Here is an 18,912-nt window from a genome sequence, read left to right on the forward strand (position 1 = left end):
CGCCTCAAGGCCACATATTGGCCTTGATTCAGATGCAAGTTACGAGTCGCTCCTTCAACTGGGGAGGGTGTCTTGTTTGTAATAAAGAACTATGTGACCACGGGCGGAACTGTTGCCTGCGCCCTGGCCATCGGATATCTGATGCAAAGCGGATCAGCGCAGCAACCCAGCGCTGAACCAAGCGGCGCGCGTGTCGCGTCGATCTCTGAGCATGGCGCGGACCTTGCCGGGTTGCAAAGCGTTGTTCTGACTTCTTCCTCCCCCACCGAAGCGCACAATGAGATTCAACCAAAATCCTCGCTTCCAGCTCCCGAACAAAGCCGTTTGCCATCCAACTGTGATCTAAGCGCGCGCGCTTTGGCTGTACCCGGTGCGAATGCACGGTTGCGAGTCAAGGCCCCGTGCCATGCAAATGCAACCATCGAAGTTCATCATAACGGGCTGGTATTCAGCACCGAAACCGATGCGCTTGGTGGCTTGAACCTGACTGTTCCGGCGCTGTCCGAATACGCCATATTCCTGATCTCTCTGCGCGACGGCAAAGGTACAGTTGCAACAACGCATGTGCCAGAGATCAACGACTTCAACCGGATCGCCCTACAATGGCAGGGTAAGACAGAGCTGCAGTTGCACGCATTGGAATTCGGCGCAGGCTACGGAGAAAAAGGCCACGTATGGTCTGGCTCTGAGGCCGGCGGTGAGGGTTCGGTGATCCATCTTGGACAGGGCGGCTCTGACATTGCACGCAATATTGAAGTCTATTCCTTCCCGATACAATCCGCGACCGAGACGGGTTCGATCACCCTATCAGTCGAAACTGAGGTCACCGATGCCAATTGCGGCAAACCTCTGAACGTGCAATCGCTGGAATGGCGCGCGGATCAACGCCTAAGATCCCGCGATCTGACATTGGATATGCCGGGTTGCGAAACGGCTGGTGATTTTCTGGTGTTGAATAATCTGTTCACAGACCTGACAATTGCTGCCAAATAGGCAGCAGGCAATTCAACGGTCCACAATGAAAATCCTTCGTGCGGCATTTGTCGCGCTTTTGTCCTTGTCCTTGGCACAGGGAGCGTCCGCGCAAGACATCACTCTGACCTCACACGACGGCAAGGTCGAAGTCGTCGGCACATTGCTTGGGTATGATGGTGAATTTTACCGCGTCGATACGCAGTTTGGCGAACTGACGATCGATGGCTCGGGCGTTACATGTGATGGACCAGCCTGCCCCAATCTGACCGATTTTGTCGCCGAAGTGCGATTTTCAGGTTCATCCGTTATGGCAGAAACTTTGATGCCGGCACTCGTGCAGGGTTTTGCCGTACAAGAAGGTCTGTCGGCATCTGTTTCAGAGACTGCCGTAACCCAACGTGAGTATACATTGCATCATCCTGACCGCTTTGCACCTTTGGCCAGGTTTACCTTCTCTGTGACCGGCACCTCTCAGGGGTTTGCCGATCTTGCGAAGGGCACGGCGGATATCGTTCTTGCCCAACGCGAGATTCGGCCGGACGAGACTAAGTTGAACCGCGACGCTGGATTGGGTGATCTGACTCAGGCACGCCGGTCAAGGGTCTTGGCACTGGATGCGATTGTTCCGATTGTATCTGACGACAATCCCATACGTCAGATATCCCCCGCAGACTTAGCCAAAATCTTCACGGGACAAAATACAAACTGGTCCGATCTTGGCGGTCCCGATGCACCCATTTCTCTGTACCTGCCGAAAGCCGGATCTGGCCTCACGCAGGCCATAGAAGATCTGTTGCTGGCACCGGTCGATGCGCCGATCTCAGCAGACGTTACATTTCATGCTCGCAACAGCGATCTTGTACGCGCGATCTCAGGTGATCCTTTCGCAATTGGTATCGCCAGCCTCGCTGAGACGGGCGAAGCGCGAGCGCTGCCACTGACCGGTGGCTGCGGTCATACCCTCTCGGCGACGAGGCAATCAGTAAAGACCGAGGACTACCCGCTCACCGCACCGATGTTTATCTACCTGCCGCAAAGAAGATTGCCGCGGCTCGCCCGGCAATTTCTGGCCTACACCCAAAGTGGCGTTGCACAAATGGTGATCCGGCAAGTCGGATTTGTCGATCAATCACCCGAGACCATCGGGATGGCGTTACAAGGCGAGCGGCTGGTCAATGCCGTCAGCACCGGCGGAACCGAAGTTGGACTGGAAGAACTACAGCGCATGATCGAAACCCTCCGCCCTCTGTCCCGGTTATCTTTGTCCTTCCGCTTCGAGCCCGGCTCGTCGCGACCCGATGCGCAATCCCGCTCAAATATCCTGCAGCTCGCGCAGGTGTTGGAAAGCGGTAGGCTGGATGCGCGACAGGTGACTTTTGTAGGGTTTAGCGATGGCGACGGGGCTGCCACATCCAACACGCGCATTGCTCTGCAGCGGGCCAAAACCGTTCGTAACGCGGTGCTGGCGGCAATCGAAACGAGTATTCCTGCGAGTCTCGAGATAGCGGTTGAGGGCTTTGGCGAAGCGATGCCAATGGCCTGCGATGACACCGAATGGGGCCGCAAGGTGAACCGCCGGGTCGAAGTATGGATTCGATAGCGGTCAAAGATATCCTTGCGCGCGAAAGCTCAATTCTGTCGATTTGCCGATAATCAAATGATCGTGCAAGGTCAGCCCCAGCGCCGTGCAAGCATCCTGAATCCGGTTGGTCATGTCGATGTCAGATTGTGAAGGCGTCGGGTCACCTGAGGGATGGTTGTGCACCAATATCAACGCTGACGCATTCAGCTCCAGCGCGCGTTTCGCCACCTCACGCGGATAAACCGGTACGTGATCCACTGTGCCCTTCGCCTGCTCTTCATCTGCGATCAGTACATTCTTCCGGTCCAGATAAAACACCCGAAACTGCTCGGTCTCGCGATGGGCCATCGTCGTGTGGCAATAATCCAGCAGCGCATCCCAGCCCGAAATCACATGCCGCTGAATCACCCGCGCTCGTGCCATCCGATGAGCGCAGGCCTCAAGAATTTTCAGATCGGTAATCACCGTGTCCCCGATCCCCTTTATCTGACGCAGCCGTTCCTCAGGCGCCGTCAACACGCGGTTGAAGTCGCCAAACGCATCCATCAGAGCACGTGCCAGCGGTTTCACGTCCTGACGCGGGATGGATCGGAACAAAGCCAGCTCCAGCAGTTCATAATCCGGCATCGCTGCTGATCCGCCAGACATGAACCTTTCGCGCAGCCGTTTGCGATGGTCTTTGATGTAGGAGGGTAACCGACCAACGGGCAGCGGCTGCGCCGGTGCTTCATCCGTATCGAACAGCATGGGGGCTTCGGCAAAGGCGTCTTGGGTCATAACCCCACTCTGACGCAGAATCGGTTTCCGAAAAGTTAACGCGCCTTATCCCTGCCCGTCGGATCGGCAACACACGGGTCCCACGCTTCATCTGGCCATAAATATCTCGGGGGAGCCGCCCAGAGGGCGATGGGGGCAGAGCCCCCCTGCTTAACCGGTTTAACCCTTCATTCCATCCCAGAAGGACTTCACAGAAGAGAAAAAGCTTTTCGATTCCGGGTGGTTATCTTCACCCAAATCGTCAAACTCACGCAGCAGCTCTTTCTGGCGGCTGGTCAGATTGACCGGAGTTTCCACGGCCAGTTCGATGAACATGTCGCCGATACCACCACCACGCAACGCGGGCATGCCTTTGCCTCGCAAACGCATCTGACGTCCGGATTGGCTGCCTGCCGGAATCTGAACGCGGCCGCGACCACCATCGATTGTAGGAACTTCGATCGAGCCACCCAGCGCCGCTTTACCCATACTGACCGGAACGCGACAATATAGGTTCACGCTGTCACGCTCGAACAGTTTGTGATCCGAAACCTCGACAAAGATATAGAGGTCGCCCGGAGGGCCACCGCGCATGCCAGCCTCGCCTTCACCGGCCAGACGGATGCGGGTACCGGTTTCAACGCCCGCTGGAATGTTCACAGATAGCGCGCGATCTTTTTCAACACGACCAGCACCGCCACACGATTTACAGGGATTCTTGATGATCTGACCCAAACCGGAACAGGTCGGACAAGTGCGTTCAACGGTGAAGAAGCCCTGTTGCGCGCGCACCTTGCCCATACCGGAACAGGTTGGGCAGGTGGTGGGTTCAACCCCACCCTCAGCCCCAGTACCCTCACATGAAGAGCAGGCCACGGCGGTCGGTACATTTATAGTTTTCTGCAGACCCGTATAAGCCTCTTCCAGCGAAACCCGAAGGTTATAGCGCAGGTCAGATCCGCGGGCTGCACGACGTCCACCGCCGCCGCCACGTTGGCCGCCCATGAAGTCGCCGAACAAGTCGTCGAAAACGTCTGAGAACGCGCTGGAGAAATCGCCCTGGCCGCCAAAACCGCCACCGGGACGACCTCCGTCACCCATACCGTTTTCAAACGCAGCGTGGCCAAAGCGGTCATAGGCCGCCTTTTTGTCGCCATCGCGCAGCACATCATAGGCTTCGTTGGCCTCTTTGAACTGCGCTTCGGCATCAGGATTGTCCTTGTTGCGATCGGGATGCAGTTCTTTGGCTTTCTTGCGAAAACCTTTCTTGATCTCATCCGCCGAAGCGCCCTTGGACACGCCGAGCACTTCGTAATAGTCGCGTTTGGACATCAGTTCTTCCTTCTGCCTCAACGTAATTGGGCCGGCCCGGCAACCGGACCGGCCCATATTGGCCCGGTTACCCGTTAGTTACGCTTGTCGTCGTCCAGATCTTCGAACTCGGCGTCGACAATGTCGTCTTCACCCGGTGCCTCATCGGCTGCCGCCGGCGCATCCTCACCCTCTTCGGCTTGCGCCTTGTAGATGGCTTCGCCCAGCTTCATGGCGGCTTCGGTGACGTTCTGGATGCCGGATTTGATCTTGTCGGCATTCTCGGTTTCCAGCTCGTCCTTCAGCGCGGCAATCGCCAGCTCGATGGCTTCGATGGTGGTCGGGTCAACCTTGTCGGCATGCTCTTCCATCGACTTTTCGGTCGAGTGGATGAGGCTTTCCGCCTGGTTCTTGGCGTCGACCAGCTCGCGGCGTTCCTTGTCGGCTTCCGCGTTCTCTTCGGCGTCCTTGACCATCTTTTCGATGTCCTCATCGGACAGACCGCCCGAGGCCTGGATGGTGATCTTCTGCTCTTTGCCGGTGCCTTTGTCTTTGGCCGAAACCGAGACAATGCCGTTGGCGTCGATGTCAAAAGTCACCTCGATCTGAGGCATACCGCGCGGTGCGGGCGGGATGTCTTCGAGGTTGAACTGACCCAGGATCTTGTTGTCCGCAGCCATTTCACGCTCACCCTGGAACACGCGGATGGTTACGGCGTTCTGGTTGTCCTCGGCGGTCGAGAAGACCTGAGACTTCTTGGTCGGGATCGTGGTGTTGCGGTCGATCAGACGGGTGAACACGCCACCCAGCGTCTCGATGCCCAGTGACAGCGGGGTCACGTCCAGCAGTACCACGTCTTTGACGTCACCCTGCAGAACACCGGCCTGAATGGCGGCGCCCATGGCAACCACTTCGTCCGGGTTCACACCCTTGTGCGGCTCTTTACCGAAGAACTTGGTGACCTCTTCGATCACTTTCGGCATCCGGGTCATACCACCGACCAGAACAACCTCGTCCACGTCAGCAGCCGACAGACCGGCGTCTTTCAGAGCAGCCTGGCACGGCTTCATCGACTTCTTGATCAGGTCCGCAACCAGCGATTCCAGCTTGGCACGGGTCAGTTTCATGACCATGTGCAGCGGCTGACCGTTCGAACCCATCGAGATGAACGGCTGGTTGATTTCGGTCTGCGAGGTCGAAGACAGCTCGATCTTGGCTTTTTCAGCGGCTTCTTTCAGACGCTGCAGGGCCATCTTGTCAGCGGACAGATCGACACCGTGTTCCTTTTTGAACTCATCCGCCAGGTAGTTGACGATGCGCATGTCAAAGTCTTCACCACCCAGGAAGGTGTCGCCGTTGGTCGACTTCACTTCGAACAGGCCGTCGTCGATTTCCAGAATGGTCACGTCAAAGGTACCGCCACCAAGGTCATAGACCGCGATGGTTTGGGTTTCTTCTTTGTCCAGACCATAGGCCAGCGCAGCCGCTGTCGGTTCGTTGATAATCCGCAGCACTTCCAGACCGGCGATTTTACCGGCGTCTTTGGTGGCCTGACGCTGGGCGTCGTTGAAATATGCCGGAACGGTGATGACCGCCTGCGTGACTTCCTCACCCAGATAGCTTTCTGCGGTTTCCTTCATCTTGCCCAGAGTGAAGGCCGAGATCTGGCTTGGGGAGTACTTTTCACCGCGGGCTTCAACCCACGCGTCGCCATTGCCGCCATCAACGATGGCGTACGGCACCATTTTCTTATCTTTTTCGACTTCGGCATCATCCACGCGACGACCGATCAGGCGCTTGACGCCAAAGATCGTGTTGTCGGGGTTGGTGACCGCCTGACGTTTTGCAGGCTGACCGACCAGGCGCTCATCTTCAGTGAAGGCGACGATCGAGGGCGTGGTCCGCGCCCCTTCGGCGTTTTCGATGACCTTCGGCTGCGAGCCATCCATGATGGCCACGCACGAGTTGGTGGTTCCGAGGTCAATCCCGATTACTTTTCCCATAATTTTGATCCCTTTCAATTTAAGGCGATGTCCCGAGGCCTGAACCCGTTACGGCATCCCGGCCCCGATCTGATGTGCGCGACAGCACTACACCATCGCGCGTCGAGGCGTATATAAGGGCGCAGACTGGGGCCTGCAAGCGGTCAGAAACGCAGGTTTTCGGGATTTTGTGGCCTTTTTTGGCAAGGTTCTGGCAAGGTTTGGGGATTCTTCCATGGCGCGGCTTCTTTTGCGCGGATTTGATATCCGCAAAGGCTATCTGGATGCGGTGTCGCAAATCCGCCTGGTTGACCTGTTGCGCCCGATTCTGAAGGCCGCACCGCTCTATCGGCCCATCACCCCATCGGGCAAAGAAATGTCGGTACGCATGACCTCGGCCGGAGCATTGGGCTGGGTTACGGATCGGGCTGGCTATCGGTATCAGGATACCCATCCCAAAGGCATGACCTGGCCTGCAATCCCGGATGATATTCTGACGATCTGGCAAGACCTGACCGGCGCGGAACGTCAGCCCGATTGCTGTCTGATCAACTACTACGGCGAAGGCACCAAGATGGGCCTGCATCAAGACAAGGACGAGGCTGATTTCTCTTGGCCGGTGTTGTCGATTTCACTGGGCGATGACGCGTTATTCCGCATCGGCAATACGACACGCGGGGGCAAGACCGAGTCAATCTGGCTGAGCTCGGGCGATGTGGTGATCATGGGCGGACCTGCCCGTCTGACATATCACGGGATTGACCGCATCCGATTTGGATCATCCAAACTGCTGCCGAAGGGCGGGCGTATTAATCTGACGCTTCGGGTCGCCACCTAGCGACGCGCCTCCCAGCTTTTTGACACGTGTTTGCGCGTGTAGAATTCAGCCAGCAACCCGATCATGGTCAGGACAATCCCCACCCAAAGCGCATATTCCCAACTTGTGTTGCGAGGAAAATAATTCCGGAACACAAAGCCGCGGCATTGGTCGATAACATGAAACAGCGGGTTCCAGGCAAACATGGTCAGCATGAACCCACCCAGCGCGTTTCCCACGAACATCTTGCCGGAAAAAACCATATTCATCCGCCGATAGACATTTTTCAGGATGGTCACTGTATTGGGAAACCACGGCTTCAGCGCCAGTAACACGAGCCCCACCGAACACCCCGTAAACCAGGCAAGCACAAGCATGGCAAAAGCCCCGCCTGGCTCCTGAATCTCGAGCGGCGAAACTGCAACGCTGTAGACAAACAAAATCACCAGGATCGAGACAAGTTGGGTATAGAGCGTGCCTAGCGCCGAAGCCGCCAGCATCACCATCATGGTCATCGGGGAATGCAAAGTCATGGGATTATTGCCATCTCCGACACCGGCAATGGCACCGACCGATTTGATATGTGTGAGAAACAGAAACACTCCAGACAGCAGAAAAAGTATGAACTCACCGCGTATCTTCGCGATCCGGGTGCCCATGAAAGACAGGATCAAGTAGAACGCACCGGCGACCACAACCACCTGAAGAATATTTATCAGGATCGCCATCACCGCATTTGAATGCTGCGATCGGATATTGCGCACAATCGCATGAAATATCAGTTCAGCTGTGGTGAAGACCCCGCCCAACAACGACTGATTTCGCTTATAGTGAAACACGCGACCACTCTTTCCTGCTCATGTCACCTGCAATCTGGCACGAATTTCTTGCTGTTCCGTATCTAGCGCACCATAAGTCCGTAAGAAACTTGGATCAACAAATCTCAAGAACGGAGCTTTTTTGTGACCTATGACGCCCTGATACCCGTCATCCGGCGGCTCGCCCTTCAGGCAGGCGACAAGATCATGCAGATCTACGAGTCGGATGATTTCGACGTCAAAGTCAAATCCGATTCCAGCCCGGTGACCGAGGCGGATGAGGCCGCAGATGCGCTGATCTCGGCCGGGCTGCGCGAAGCTTTTCCCGAAATTTTGCTAGTGACTGAAGAGCAGGCGGACTCGCACTCGGAAAAAGGTGAGACCTTTCTGATCGTCGATCCGCTGGACGGCACCAAGGAATTCATCAACCGTCGAGGCGATTTCACGGTGAACATCGCATTTGTTGAGAACGGCGTACCGACGCGCGGCGTAGTTTATGCGCCCGCACGGGGGCGGATGTTTTATACGCAGGCCGATGGGCAAGCGGTTGAGGAAACTGGCGCGCTCGACAAGGATCAGCCGGGTGCGCTAACGCCAATAGCAGTCTCTAAACCAGACAATTCAGCTCTGATGATCGTTGCCTCCAAGTCGCATAGGGATCAGGCGACCGAGGATTACATCAACAAGTATCAGGTGCGCGACAGCAAAAGCGCCGGGTCGTCGCTGAAGTTCTGCCTGGTGGCGACGGGTGAGGCCGACCTCTACCCCCGCGTAGGCCGCACAATGGAATGGGACACCGCAGCGGGCCATGCAGTATTGGCCGGTGCTGGTGGAAATGTCGTGCGCTTTGATGACCACACCCCGCTGACCTACGGCAAAGACGGCTATGCCAACCCATTTTTCATCGCCTATGCTCCGGGCGTCGACCTGAAGGAAGCCTGATGTCTGTTCTGATCGCGATTCCCGCCCGCTACGCGTCGACCCGCTATCCGGGCAAACCTCTGGTGCCGCTGACCGGGGTCAATGGTACAGCCATGACACTGATCGAACGGTCCTGGCGCGCCGCCATTTTGGTCGCGGGTGTCGATCGGGTCGTCGTGGCGACAGACGATGACCGCATTCGCGAAGTATCCGAAGGGTTCGGGGCCGAAGTGATCATGACCTCGGATACCTGTCGCAATGGCACCGAGCGCTGCGCCGAAGCACATACGGCGCTGGGCAGCGGTTATGAGATCATAGTGAACCTGCAGGGCGATGCACCATTGACGCCGCACTGGTTTGTCGAAGACCTGATCTCAGGCTTGCGCGATGCACCTGAGGCCGGTGTGGCCACCCCGGTTCTGCGCTGCGATGGCGACGCTCTGAACGGGTTGTTGAATGACCGCAAACACGACCGCGTCGGCGGTACGACAGCAGTGTTCGGCAATGATCACAGTGCGCTCTATTTCTCGAAAGAGGTAATTCCCTTCACCTCTGAGACCTATGCCAACGATGATCCAACTCCGGTCTTTCATCATGTCGGTGTCTACGCTTATCGGCCAGATGCACTGGCAGACTATCCCTCCTGGCCGACCGGCCCGCTGGAAACATTGGAGGGCCTTGAACAACTGCGTTTCATGGAAAACGGTCGCAAGGTTCTGTGCGTCGAGGTGGAAGCCAAAGGTCGTCAATTTTGGGAACTGAACAACCCGCAAGATGTCGCCAAGATCGAAGAAATGATGGCCGCGATGGGACTGGAATGACCCATATTCTGGTCACCGGCGGCGCGGGCTATATTGGTTCGCATGCCTGCAAGGCGCTTGCAAAGGCGGGCTATATTCCGGTGACCTATGACAATCTGGTCACCGGTTGGCAGGATGCGGTGAAATTTGGTCCGTTCGAACGGGGCGACCTACTGGATCGCGCGCATCTGGACGCCGTCTTTGCCAAATACCAGCCAGCCGCCGTGATGCATTTCGCAGCCCTCAGCCAAGTGGGTGAGGCAATGTCCGAGCCTGGCAGGTACTGGTCGAACAATGTGACCGGCTCTTTGACGTTAATCCAAGCGGCAGTCGACGCGGGCTGTTTGAATTTCGTCTTTTCATCGACTTGCGCCACTTATGGCGAACACGACAATGTGGTGCTCGATGAAACCTCACCTCAACAACCGCTGAACGCCTATGGCGCCTCAAAACGCGCGATCGAAGATATCCTGCGTGATTTCGAATTCGCCTACGGGCTAAACCATGTGATCTTCCGATATTTCAACGTCGCTGGGGCCGATCCGGATGCCGAAATTGGTGAATTCCATCAACCCGAGACCCATCTGGTGCCGCTAATGCTGGACGCTGTCGCCGGTAAGCGCGATGGTCTTACAGTGTTCGGCACCGATTATGACACGCCCGATGGCACCTGTATTCGCGATTATGTGCACGTCTGCGATCTGGTCGATGCGCATATTCTTGGTCTGAAGTGGCTGGAACAAGGCAAAGAGAGCCGTGTGTTCAATCTGGGTACCGGATCAGGATTTTCGGTTATGGAAGTGATCGAGCATTCAAAGACCGTCACCAATCGAGCGGTGCCCTACAGCATTGGCCCACGCCGGGCAGGGGACTGTACACGTCTGGTATCAGGCTCAACCCGCGCCGAACAAGAGCTGGGCTGGATGCCAAAAAGATCAACGTTAGATACGATGGTCACCGATGCTTGGCGCTGGCATCAGAATGGCAGCTACAAAAAGTGAGCACCAAGGATCAGCCGCTAAGCTGGGGGCAGCGATACAAGCTGCGCCTAAAGCGTAAGCGGCTTTTATGGCGGTCTTTTCGTAGCCGCCATCAGTTAACTTCGCGTGCAGACAAAACACAACAAATCGCGCCGGGAGCTATCCTTGCCTTTACCACTCTACGGAACGAGATCATCCGATTGCCGTGGTTTTTTCATCACTACCGGACGCTGGGTGTAGATCATTTTCTGATTGTGGATAACGGCAGCGACGACGGATCGACCCAGTACCTGCTTGATCAGCCGGATGTATCTCTGTGGCAGACAACTGCTAGCTATCGTGCGTCCCGGTTCGGATTGGATTGGCTGACATATCTGCAGTGGAAATTTGGCCACGGGCATTGGACGCTTATGGTCGATGCCGATGAATTGCTTGTCTATGCCCATCACGACACGCATTTGTTAAACGATTTGACGGGCTGGCTGGACGCGCGTGGGCAGTCCGCCTTTGGCGCATTGATGCTGGATCTGTTTCCCAAAGGCCCAGTGGGCACGCAGTACTATGACCCGCAATCCGATCCCACGGATGTTCTGAACGGGTTCGACACCGGCCCCTACAGATCCCAACGTCAATTTCCATTGGGCAACTTGTGGGTTCAAGGCGGGACGCGCGAGAGAGCTTTCTTTTCGGACCACCCTGAAAGATCCCCGACTCTGAACAAAATCCCTTTGATCCATTGGTCGCGACATATGGCTTATGTGAATTCCTGCCACTCCGCCCTGCCGCGAGCCCTGAATTTTGAATATGACGGGCCAGAGGGGCAGGCTCCTTCGGGCGTTTTGCTGCACACGAAATTCCTGCCGGGGGTTGTAGAAAAATCGCAGATCGAAAAACACAGGCGCCAGCATTTCCACGACCCTAAAAAATTCAGCACATATTATGATGGGATTATCAATAAGCCCGATCTTTGGGGGTCTGATTCTGTAAAGCTGCGCGATTGGCAACAATTGGAGACTTTGGGGCTGCTGAACGGCGGCGGCTTTCCAGCCACTACGGGGAAGTAAACCGGATTTAAACCCATTGCTTCGCAAGGTAACTAGATGTCATAAAACGATGACGGCTCGGCACCACTCAGGCCTCAGGCGGCCCCGGGCAGACGCGCGTATATCAAAAAAGGTTGGGCAGCCGCGTGAGCCTTTTGGATTCCTATCGCATGAGATTGCGACGCAAGCGTCGCCTTTTGCGGTGCCTGCGCAAAAGACGCGAATTGAAAGCGATACAGAACAACACGTCAGATATTCGCCCGCAAGACATCTTGTTGATGAGCGTCGTGCGAAACGAATGTATCCGCCTGCCTTATTTTCTGGACTATTACCGCAAGCTTGGCATCAACCATTTCCTATTCGTCGACAACAATAGCGATGACGGAACGCGTGAATTTTTAACCGACCAACCAGACGTGTCACTGTGGTGGACGGATGCCAGCTACAAAAGTTCGACTTATGGGCTGGACTGGTCAAATTATCTGTTGCGAACCTATGCCCACAAACACTGGGTTTTGACCGTCGATCCGGACGAGTTCTTTGTTTACCCGTTCTGTGATACCCGCCCGATAAGGGCGTTGACCGACTGGTTGGATGACACCAGCGTTCGTAGTTTCGGCACAATGCTGATCGACATGTATCCTGAGGGGGTCGTCGAAGACACGCCCTATCATGCCGGTCAGAATCCGTTCGAGATCGCCCCGTGGTTTGACTCAGGCAACTACATGATCGCCCGGAATCCCACCTATGGCAACCTGTGGATTCAAGGTGGTGCCCGAGCACGGGTTTTCTTTCATGATACGCCCGAAAAAGCCCCTGCACTGAACAAAATCCCTTTGGTGAAATGGCATCGCCGATACGCCTATGTCAGCTCGACCCATGCGCTGCTGCCCCGTGGCCTCAACCAAGTTTACGAGGAACGTGGGGGTGAAAAAACCAGCGGCGCACTGCTACATGCTAAGTTAATCGACACTCTGGGCAACAAGGCCCGTGAGGAACTAAGCCGCAGCCAGCATTATCGCGCCTCGGGCGAATATAGAGCTTATGCCGAACACTTGGAGAATAAGCCCGTTTTCTGGAACAACTGGTCCGAGAAATACATCAACTGGCGACAGCTTGAGATCCTCGGCATGATGTCAAAAGGGAACTGGGCATGAGCAGCCTGGGCATCGTCATGCTGGTGCACACCGCACTCGACCGAGTAGAGCGGGTGGCGCGGCATTGGACCGCATCGGGCTGCCCGGTCGTGATCCATGTGGATCGCAAGGTGACCAACTCGGCATATTCCACTCTGGTCACCGCCTGTTCAGATAATCCTTTAATCCAGTTCTCGGGTCGACATGTCTGTGAATGGGGTGGGTGGGGCATCGTTGCAGCCTCACAGTCCGCTGCAACTCAGATGTTGGACAGTTTCCCGCAGGTGCGTCACGTTTTCCTTGCCTCGGGTGCTTGTTTGCCGCTTCGCCCTGTGGGCGAGCTGATGGATTATCTGGCTGATCGCCCCCGCGTTGATTTCATCGAAAGCGCCACAACACGCGATGTCAGCTGGACCATGGGGGGGTTGGATCTTGAACGCTTCACGCTGCGTTTTCCGTTCTCATGGCGCAAACAGCGGAGATTGTTTGACGCCTACGTGCGGCTTCAACGCGTAGTAGGAATGCGCAGGGCGATCCCTGAAGGTCTTGTGCCACATATGGGCAGCCAATGGTGGTGCCTGACACGGCAAACCCTGTCAGCCATTTTGCAGGACCCCAAGCGCCCGGACTATGACCGGTATTTTCGGAGGGTCTGGATCCCGGACGAAAGCTATTTCCAAACACTCGCGCGCCTGTATTCCACGCATATCGAAAGCCGGTCGCTGACACTGTCGAAGTTCGACTATCAGGGCCGACCTCATATGTTCTACGACGACCACCTACAATTGCTACGCCGCTCGGATTGCTTTGTGGCGCGGAAAGTCTGGCACGGAGCAGACAGGCTGTATCAATCCTTTTTGTCGGATGAAAACAGCGCGATGACACCGGCTGAGCCCAATCCGGGAAAGATCGACCGAGTGTTTTCTAAAGCTGTCGAGCGGCGCATTCGCGGCCGGGACGGATTGTATATGCAGAGTTGTTTTCCGCGCGCGACAAGCGAACGCGGCCTAACCGCTTTTCCTTATTCCGTGCTTCAAGGCTTTTCAGAGCTGTTTGAAGATTTCGAACCCTGGCTTGCAAATGTGACGAGTGCACGGGTGCACGGACATCTGTTTCACCCGGAGAAGGCGCAATTTGCAAACGGTGGCACAATGATGAACGGCGCGCTTCCAGATTGCGCGTCTCTCCGCGACTACAATCCGACTGCATTCCTGTCGAACGTCATCTGGAACACACGGGGCGAGCGCCAATGTTTTCAATTCGGACCGAATGATTCCCAACAGATCAACGAGTTCCTGTTGCGCGATCTGAACGCCAGTATTGCAATCATCACTGGCGCCTGGGCGGTTCCCTTGTTCAGGTCCAACATGAACTTTGCCGATATTCGGTGTGAAGCTGCCCGTTTGCAGCAGCGGGAAACAAAGCAGCTTGAGTTGCTGGATACAGCCCGCGCAAACTCTAGAATACGGGTCTGGACCATGGCTGAGTTCGTGGAATCCCCCATGGAACACCTGCAGACCGTGCTTGAAGATATGGGTGCGCCCCAGCCCACCCACTTGACCGAGGCACCCACGATGGTGGATCTGACGGGGTTTGGTAAGTTTCTGCAGAATCTCAAGAACCAGGGCATGCATCCCTATTTGATGGGTGATTTTCCTGTTAACGATGTATTTGGCGGACAAGCCAAATCATTCAAAAAGCCCTATCTGGTGCAGTAATTAAAAATGACCCGCCGCTTCGATTACTTCATCGTACTGGCCGATATGCGTACTGGCTCGAACCTGTTGGAATTGCAGTTAAATACGCTCGACGGAGTGACCTGTCACGGTGAGGCGTTCAACCCCTACTTCGTCGGCCTGCCAAAACTGGATAGCGTTCTTGGGTTTACTCTAGAAGATCGCGAGAACGATCCTCTGGCTCTGATCAATGCGATCCGAAACGCACCGGGTGAGATGAACGGTTTTCGATTCTTCAGTGATCACGATGCGCGTGCTCTTGGGCCTGCGCTTGATGATCCACGCTGTGCCAAGATCATCCTGATGCGCAATCCTCTGGACAGCTACATCTCTTGGAAAATCGCGTTGAAGACCAAGCAATGGAGATTGGTAAACATCAAGCAGCGCCGCGACGCGCAGGTCACTTTCGACACCGAAGAGTTCTTTGACCAACTTCAACAACGGCAGGCGTTCCAGCAGACCGTTCTCAAGCACTTGCAAACCACAGGGCAAACGCCGTTTTATATAGACTATGACAATCTGAATGATCTGGACGTTTTGAACGGGCTTGCTGCCTGGCTGGGCGTCAGCGCACGGCTTGCCGAGCTGAACCAACATCTCAAGCGCCAGAACCCCGCGCCTGCCTTGTCGAAAGTGACCAATCCAGACGACATGGAGCAGGCACTGTCACAGTATGACCGGTTCAAGTTGCACCAAATCCCAAATTTCGAGCCGCGCCGCGGTCCTGCCGTGTCGCGCTATGTGGGCGCGGCAAACACGCCCCTGATGTATCTACCCGTGCGCGGGGGCCCCGAGGCGGAAATTGCGCAATGGCTTGCCGATCTCGATGGAGTCACAACCGATGACCTGATCACTGGCCGCAATCAGAAACAGACGCGTCATTGGATGCAAAGCCATCCCGGTCACCGCAAATTCACAGTGCTACGGCATCCGTTGGCGCGCGCGCACGCGGTATTCTGTGACCGTATCCTACACACCGGCCCCGGCGCCTATGTCAGTATCCGCAATATGCTGAGCCGGCGGTACAATGTGCCGCTACCTGCCAAAGGTGATTTAGGTGCTTATTCACTTGACCAACACTACGAAGCTTTCTCGGCATATCTGGGCATGTTGCGCAGTATTCTTGCCGGTCAGACCCCGATCCGCGTCGATGGAGAATGGTGCGGGCAGGTGCAAACACTGGAAGGCATGGCTGGATTCACTCTACCCGATCTGATTCTGCGTGAGGATGAGATGGCAATCAAATTGCCCGAGCTTGCCCGTCAAGTGGGACACGAAGCACCGCCAACTCCGATGAAAGCAAAGCCTGATGTACCCTTCTTGTTGGATCAAATTTACGATGCACGGCTTGAAGCGCTGGCAGCCGAAGCCTACCAGCGCGACTATGTGCAGTTCGGGTTTGGTGCTTGGAAACCGCTTTGAGTCAAGGACGCAGAGTGATGACCGTTCCCTCGTTCACCATCGCGTAAATCTCTTCGATCTCATCGTTTTTCACAGCGATGCAGCCCGCTGTCCAATCAGGCGTCTTCTTCGCACGCTTGAACTCGGACCTTAGGTTCGGCTGTCCGTGAATGAAGATATCACCACCCGGATCAACGCCAGCGGCCTTGGCCTTCGCCCGATCTTCCGAGTTCGGATACGAGATGCCCAGCGACAGGTGATACCGACTACGTGGGTTGCGGCGGTCGATCAGATAAGTGCCCTCAGGCGTGCGGCCGTCGCCTTTTTTGGTTTTTGTGCCTCTGGGCGCAAATCCCAGATCGACATCATATTCCCGTAAAATCTGCTCGTTATGAAGAAGATACATCTTGCGTGCGCCCTTGTTGATGACCAAAGAGGTCACCTCGGGCCCGCGATAAGAAAGAAATCTGGGTTTCGCTGAGGCGCACGCTGAAAGGCTCAGCGTTGCCATCGCGCCCATTCCAAATGCTCGACGATCCATAGTTTTCACTGCCTGATGCTCTTTTTTGCCAATTATTATGCCAGATTTGCGCGAAACTTAAATCACTTTTTGATGTACGACTGTTCCGTCAGGCGGCGTTCAATCGACTCGAGCCTTTCAAGAACCTCGTCACGATAGGCGTCTGTTTTGACCTCATCCTCGGCATGGTGGGCATCCTGCATCGAGTTCACGATCAGACCAACCAGAAGGTTAACCACCGCAAAGGTGGTCACCATGATGAAGGGAACAAAGAATAGCCAGGCGTAGGGATAGACCTCCATCACCGGGCGGACGATCCCCATGGACCAACTTTCCAGCGTCATGATCTGGAACAGCGTATAGGCAGACATGCCCAGATCACCGAACCAATCCGGAAAGCTGTATGAGAACAGTTTGGTCGAGATCACCGCGCCGATATAGAACAAGATCGCCATCAGCAGGAACACGCTGGCCATGCCCGGCAGCGCCGAGATGAAGCCTTCGACTACTCGGCGCAGGCGCGGCGCAACGGAGATGACGCGCAATACCCGCAAGATACGCAGCGCCCGAAGAACAGAAAGCGCCCCCGCGCTGGGGACAAGGGCGACACCCACAATCACAAAGTCAAAAATGTTCCAGCCGCTTGTGAAGAACCGACGCCCGGTCGCGATCAGTTTCACCACGATTTCGATGACGAAGATGGTGAGGCACAGTTTATCAAGCGTCACGATCAGCGGGCCTGCCGCCTCCATCAGCGTGGGTGATGTCTCCATCCCCAACAGGACCGCATTGAACAGGATCACGCCGGTGATGAACTTCCCGAAAGTCGGCGCTTCGATGATGGGCAGCAGTCGTTGGGCGATCACCATGCGGGTGGTCCTTATCTCAGGGTTAATTGTTCAAAATGAACCGAGCGGCAAGTTCGGTGTGTGACGACCATCGAAATTGGTCAACCACCTGCACCCATTCAAGGGTATATCCGGCGTTAACCAATATTTTTGCATCGCGGGCAAAGGTCACTGGATTGCATGAGACATATGCGAGCACTGGACGCTGGGCCTGCGCTAACTCGGCCACCTGCGCCTCGGCCCCTGCGCGCGGCGGGTCTAGCACGACAGCATCGAATTTCTTGAGCTCATCGGGCATGAGCGGGCGGCGAAACAGGTCTCGGGCCTCGGTTGTGACCTGTTTCAGGCCTTGCGCCTTGCGCCATCCCTGATCCAAGACCTTCGTCATTTCGGCCTCGCCCTCGACCGCATGCACCTCGGCTGTCTGTGCCAGCGGTAGTGAGAAAGTTCCGCATCCCGCGAAAAGATCGACGATCCGCTTGGCCCCCAGCGTCGCATCGGAAACGGCCTGTAATAGAGCCTGTTCTCCATCCTTGGTGGCTTGCAAAAACGCTCCGGGCGGTGGGGTGACGCCAGCGTTTCCAAAGCGTTGGATCGGAGGCTCACGCATGGCGATAACTTCATCATCCCAACTGAGCCGGGCAAGGCCGTGGTGCTCGGTCGCTTGCGCGAGCGCCAGTTCCAATGGTCCATCCAGCGGTTTGCCGCCTTTAATCGCCACATCCAGACCGCCTTCGGACAGGGTCAGCATTACGGCCAACACGCCTTTGCGGCTGCCACCCAACACGGCCAAGGCCTCGGCCACCGGAATGGCGTCGATCAAGGTGGGATGCAGCAGGCGACAGTCCGGAATTTCGGTGATCGTTTCCGAAGCGCGTCCGTGGAACCCAGCCAGAGTACCCTTTTTGGTGCGCCGAACGGCGATGGTCGCACGGCGGCGGGATCGTTCAGGCGAGGTGTGAATGGGCCGCATCGGGGCATCGAGCCCCTGCGCGGCGAGCGCGTTGCGGACCACGTCGACCTTCCAGTTGGCGACAAAGTCGTCAGCTGCGTGCTGCATCTGGCAGCCACCACAGGTCTTGTAATGACGGCAAGGTGCCTTGACCCGCTGATCCGAGGGCGTTTCGACACGGATGTCACTCAGGAACTGCCCCAGCAGCGTGCCGCTGACCACCTCACCCGGCAGGGTGCGTGGCGCATAGATCGGACCATCGGCGATCCCGTCGCCCTGATGTCCAAGGCGGTTTATAGTGTAGTGCTGCGTCATGGGGGCCTGATACCGAGGG

The 18,912-nt window shown here is 56.1% G+C and carries 17 protein-coding genes; 10 read left to right on the plus strand and 7 right to left on the minus strand.

Going from position 1 to position 18,912, the window contains the following annotated elements:
- Positions 1–72: 72 nt before the first annotated feature.
- A complete protein-coding gene (locus ACR0DU_RS04900; RefSeq protein WP_480872797.1) occupies positions 73–993 on the plus strand; it encodes a hypothetical protein in 921 nt (306 codons plus the stop codon).
- Positions 994–1,018: 25 nt separating this feature from the next.
- Positions 1,019–2,575 (plus strand): phosphate ABC transporter substrate-binding/OmpA family protein, encoded by a 1,557-nt coding sequence (locus tag ACR0DU_RS04905; protein WP_480872799.1) that lies wholly within the window; start codon positions 1,019–1,021, stop codon positions 2,573–2,575.
- 3 nt (positions 2,576–2,578) lie between these two features.
- Here ACR0DU_RS04905 and radC read toward each other — a convergent pair whose 3' ends face one another.
- The 3 genes from radC to dnaK form a co-directional block, all read right to left on the minus strand.
- A complete protein-coding gene (gene radC, locus ACR0DU_RS04910) occupies positions 2,579–3,334 on the minus strand; it encodes a RadC family protein (protein ID WP_170471034.1) in 756 nt (251 codons plus the stop codon).
- Between the two features lie 159 nt (positions 3,335–3,493).
- On the minus strand, positions 3,494–4,645 hold the full coding sequence (gene dnaJ / locus ACR0DU_RS04915) for a molecular chaperone DnaJ (protein WP_480872801.1): 1,152 nt from the start codon (positions 4,643–4,645) through the stop codon (positions 3,494–3,496).
- A 74-nt stretch (positions 4,646–4,719) separates the two neighbouring features.
- Complete coding sequence (dnaK, locus tag ACR0DU_RS04920) at positions 4,720–6,627, minus strand: molecular chaperone DnaK (protein WP_170471036.1); 1,908 nt, start codon at positions 6,625–6,627, stop codon at positions 4,720–4,722.
- A gap of 214 nt (positions 6,628–6,841) precedes the next feature.
- Between dnaK and ACR0DU_RS04925 the strand changes: the two genes are divergently transcribed.
- Positions 6,842–7,444 (plus strand): alpha-ketoglutarate-dependent dioxygenase AlkB family protein, encoded by a 603-nt coding sequence (locus ACR0DU_RS04925; protein ID WP_480872803.1) that lies wholly within the window; start codon positions 6,842–6,844, stop codon positions 7,442–7,444.
- Here the strand turns inward: ACR0DU_RS04925 and ACR0DU_RS04930 are convergent.
- Positions 7,441–8,262, minus strand: a complete 822-nt coding sequence (locus tag ACR0DU_RS04930) for an ABC transporter permease (RefSeq protein ID WP_480872805.1) — start codon at positions 8,260–8,262, stop codon at positions 7,441–7,443. The genes ACR0DU_RS04925 and ACR0DU_RS04930 overlap by 4 nt on opposite strands.
- 123 nt (positions 8,263–8,385) lie before the next feature.
- Between ACR0DU_RS04930 and cysQ the strand changes: the two genes are divergently transcribed.
- From cysQ to ACR0DU_RS04965, 7 genes are all read left to right on the plus strand, one after another.
- The gene (gene cysQ, locus ACR0DU_RS04935; protein WP_480872807.1) at positions 8,386–9,183 is read left to right on the plus strand and encodes a 3'(2'),5'-bisphosphate nucleotidase CysQ; all 798 of its coding nucleotides are present in this window, start codon (positions 8,386–8,388) and stop codon (positions 9,181–9,183) included.
- Positions 9,183–9,983 carry a 3-deoxy-manno-octulosonate cytidylyltransferase family protein gene (locus ACR0DU_RS04940; RefSeq protein WP_480872810.1) on the plus strand — a complete coding sequence of 267 codons (801 nt, stop codon included), beginning with the start codon at positions 9,183–9,185 and terminating at the stop codon, positions 9,981–9,983. Before cysQ ends, ACR0DU_RS04940 begins: the two co-directional genes overlap by 1 nt.
- Positions 9,980–10,963, plus strand: coding sequence for a UDP-glucose 4-epimerase GalE (galE, locus tag ACR0DU_RS04945; protein ID WP_170780049.1), 984 nt, complete (start codon positions 9,980–9,982; stop codon positions 10,961–10,963). Before ACR0DU_RS04940 ends, galE begins: the two co-directional genes overlap by 4 nt.
- Positions 10,960–12,006, plus strand: coding sequence for a glycosyltransferase family 2 protein (locus ACR0DU_RS04950; RefSeq protein ID WP_170780050.1), 1,047 nt, complete (start codon positions 10,960–10,962; stop codon positions 12,004–12,006). Before galE ends, ACR0DU_RS04950 begins: the two co-directional genes overlap by 4 nt.
- Before the next feature lie 149 nt (positions 12,007–12,155).
- Positions 12,156–13,142, plus strand: a complete 987-nt coding sequence (locus tag ACR0DU_RS04955) for a glycosyltransferase family 2 protein (protein WP_010442946.1) — start codon at positions 12,156–12,158, stop codon at positions 13,140–13,142.
- Positions 13,139–14,839, plus strand: coding sequence for a DUF5927 domain-containing protein (locus ACR0DU_RS04960; protein WP_170780052.1), 1,701 nt, complete (start codon positions 13,139–13,141; stop codon positions 14,837–14,839). The genes ACR0DU_RS04955 and ACR0DU_RS04960 overlap by 4 nt, the downstream gene beginning before the upstream one ends.
- 6 nt (positions 14,840–14,845) lie before the next feature.
- Complete coding sequence (locus tag ACR0DU_RS04965; protein WP_480872813.1) at positions 14,846–16,279, plus strand: nodulation protein NodH; 1,434 nt, start codon at positions 14,846–14,848, stop codon at positions 16,277–16,279.
- 1 nt (position 16,280) lies between these two features.
- On the opposite strand, the gene ACR0DU_RS04970 is transcribed toward ACR0DU_RS04965, so the two are convergent.
- The 3 genes from ACR0DU_RS04970 to ACR0DU_RS04980 all read right to left on the minus strand — a co-directional run bounded on the left by ACR0DU_RS04970 (position 16,281) and on the right by ACR0DU_RS04980 (position 18,893).
- Positions 16,281–16,799, minus strand: coding sequence for a L,D-transpeptidase family protein (locus ACR0DU_RS04970; protein ID WP_170542577.1), 519 nt, complete (start codon positions 16,797–16,799; stop codon positions 16,281–16,283).
- Positions 16,800–16,861: 62 nt separating this feature from the next.
- Positions 16,862–17,647: an ion transporter gene (locus tag ACR0DU_RS04975; protein WP_170471057.1), complete on the minus strand. Its 786-nt coding sequence runs from the start codon at positions 17,645–17,647 to the stop codon at positions 16,862–16,864.
- A gap of 22 nt (positions 17,648–17,669) precedes the next feature.
- The gene (locus ACR0DU_RS04980) at positions 17,670–18,893 is read right to left on the minus strand and encodes a class I SAM-dependent RNA methyltransferase (protein WP_480872815.1); all 1,224 of its coding nucleotides are present in this window, start codon (positions 18,891–18,893) and stop codon (positions 17,670–17,672) included.
- Positions 18,894–18,912 lie beyond the last annotated feature (19 nt).

The organism is Ruegeria sp. G2 (assembly GCF_056533505.1).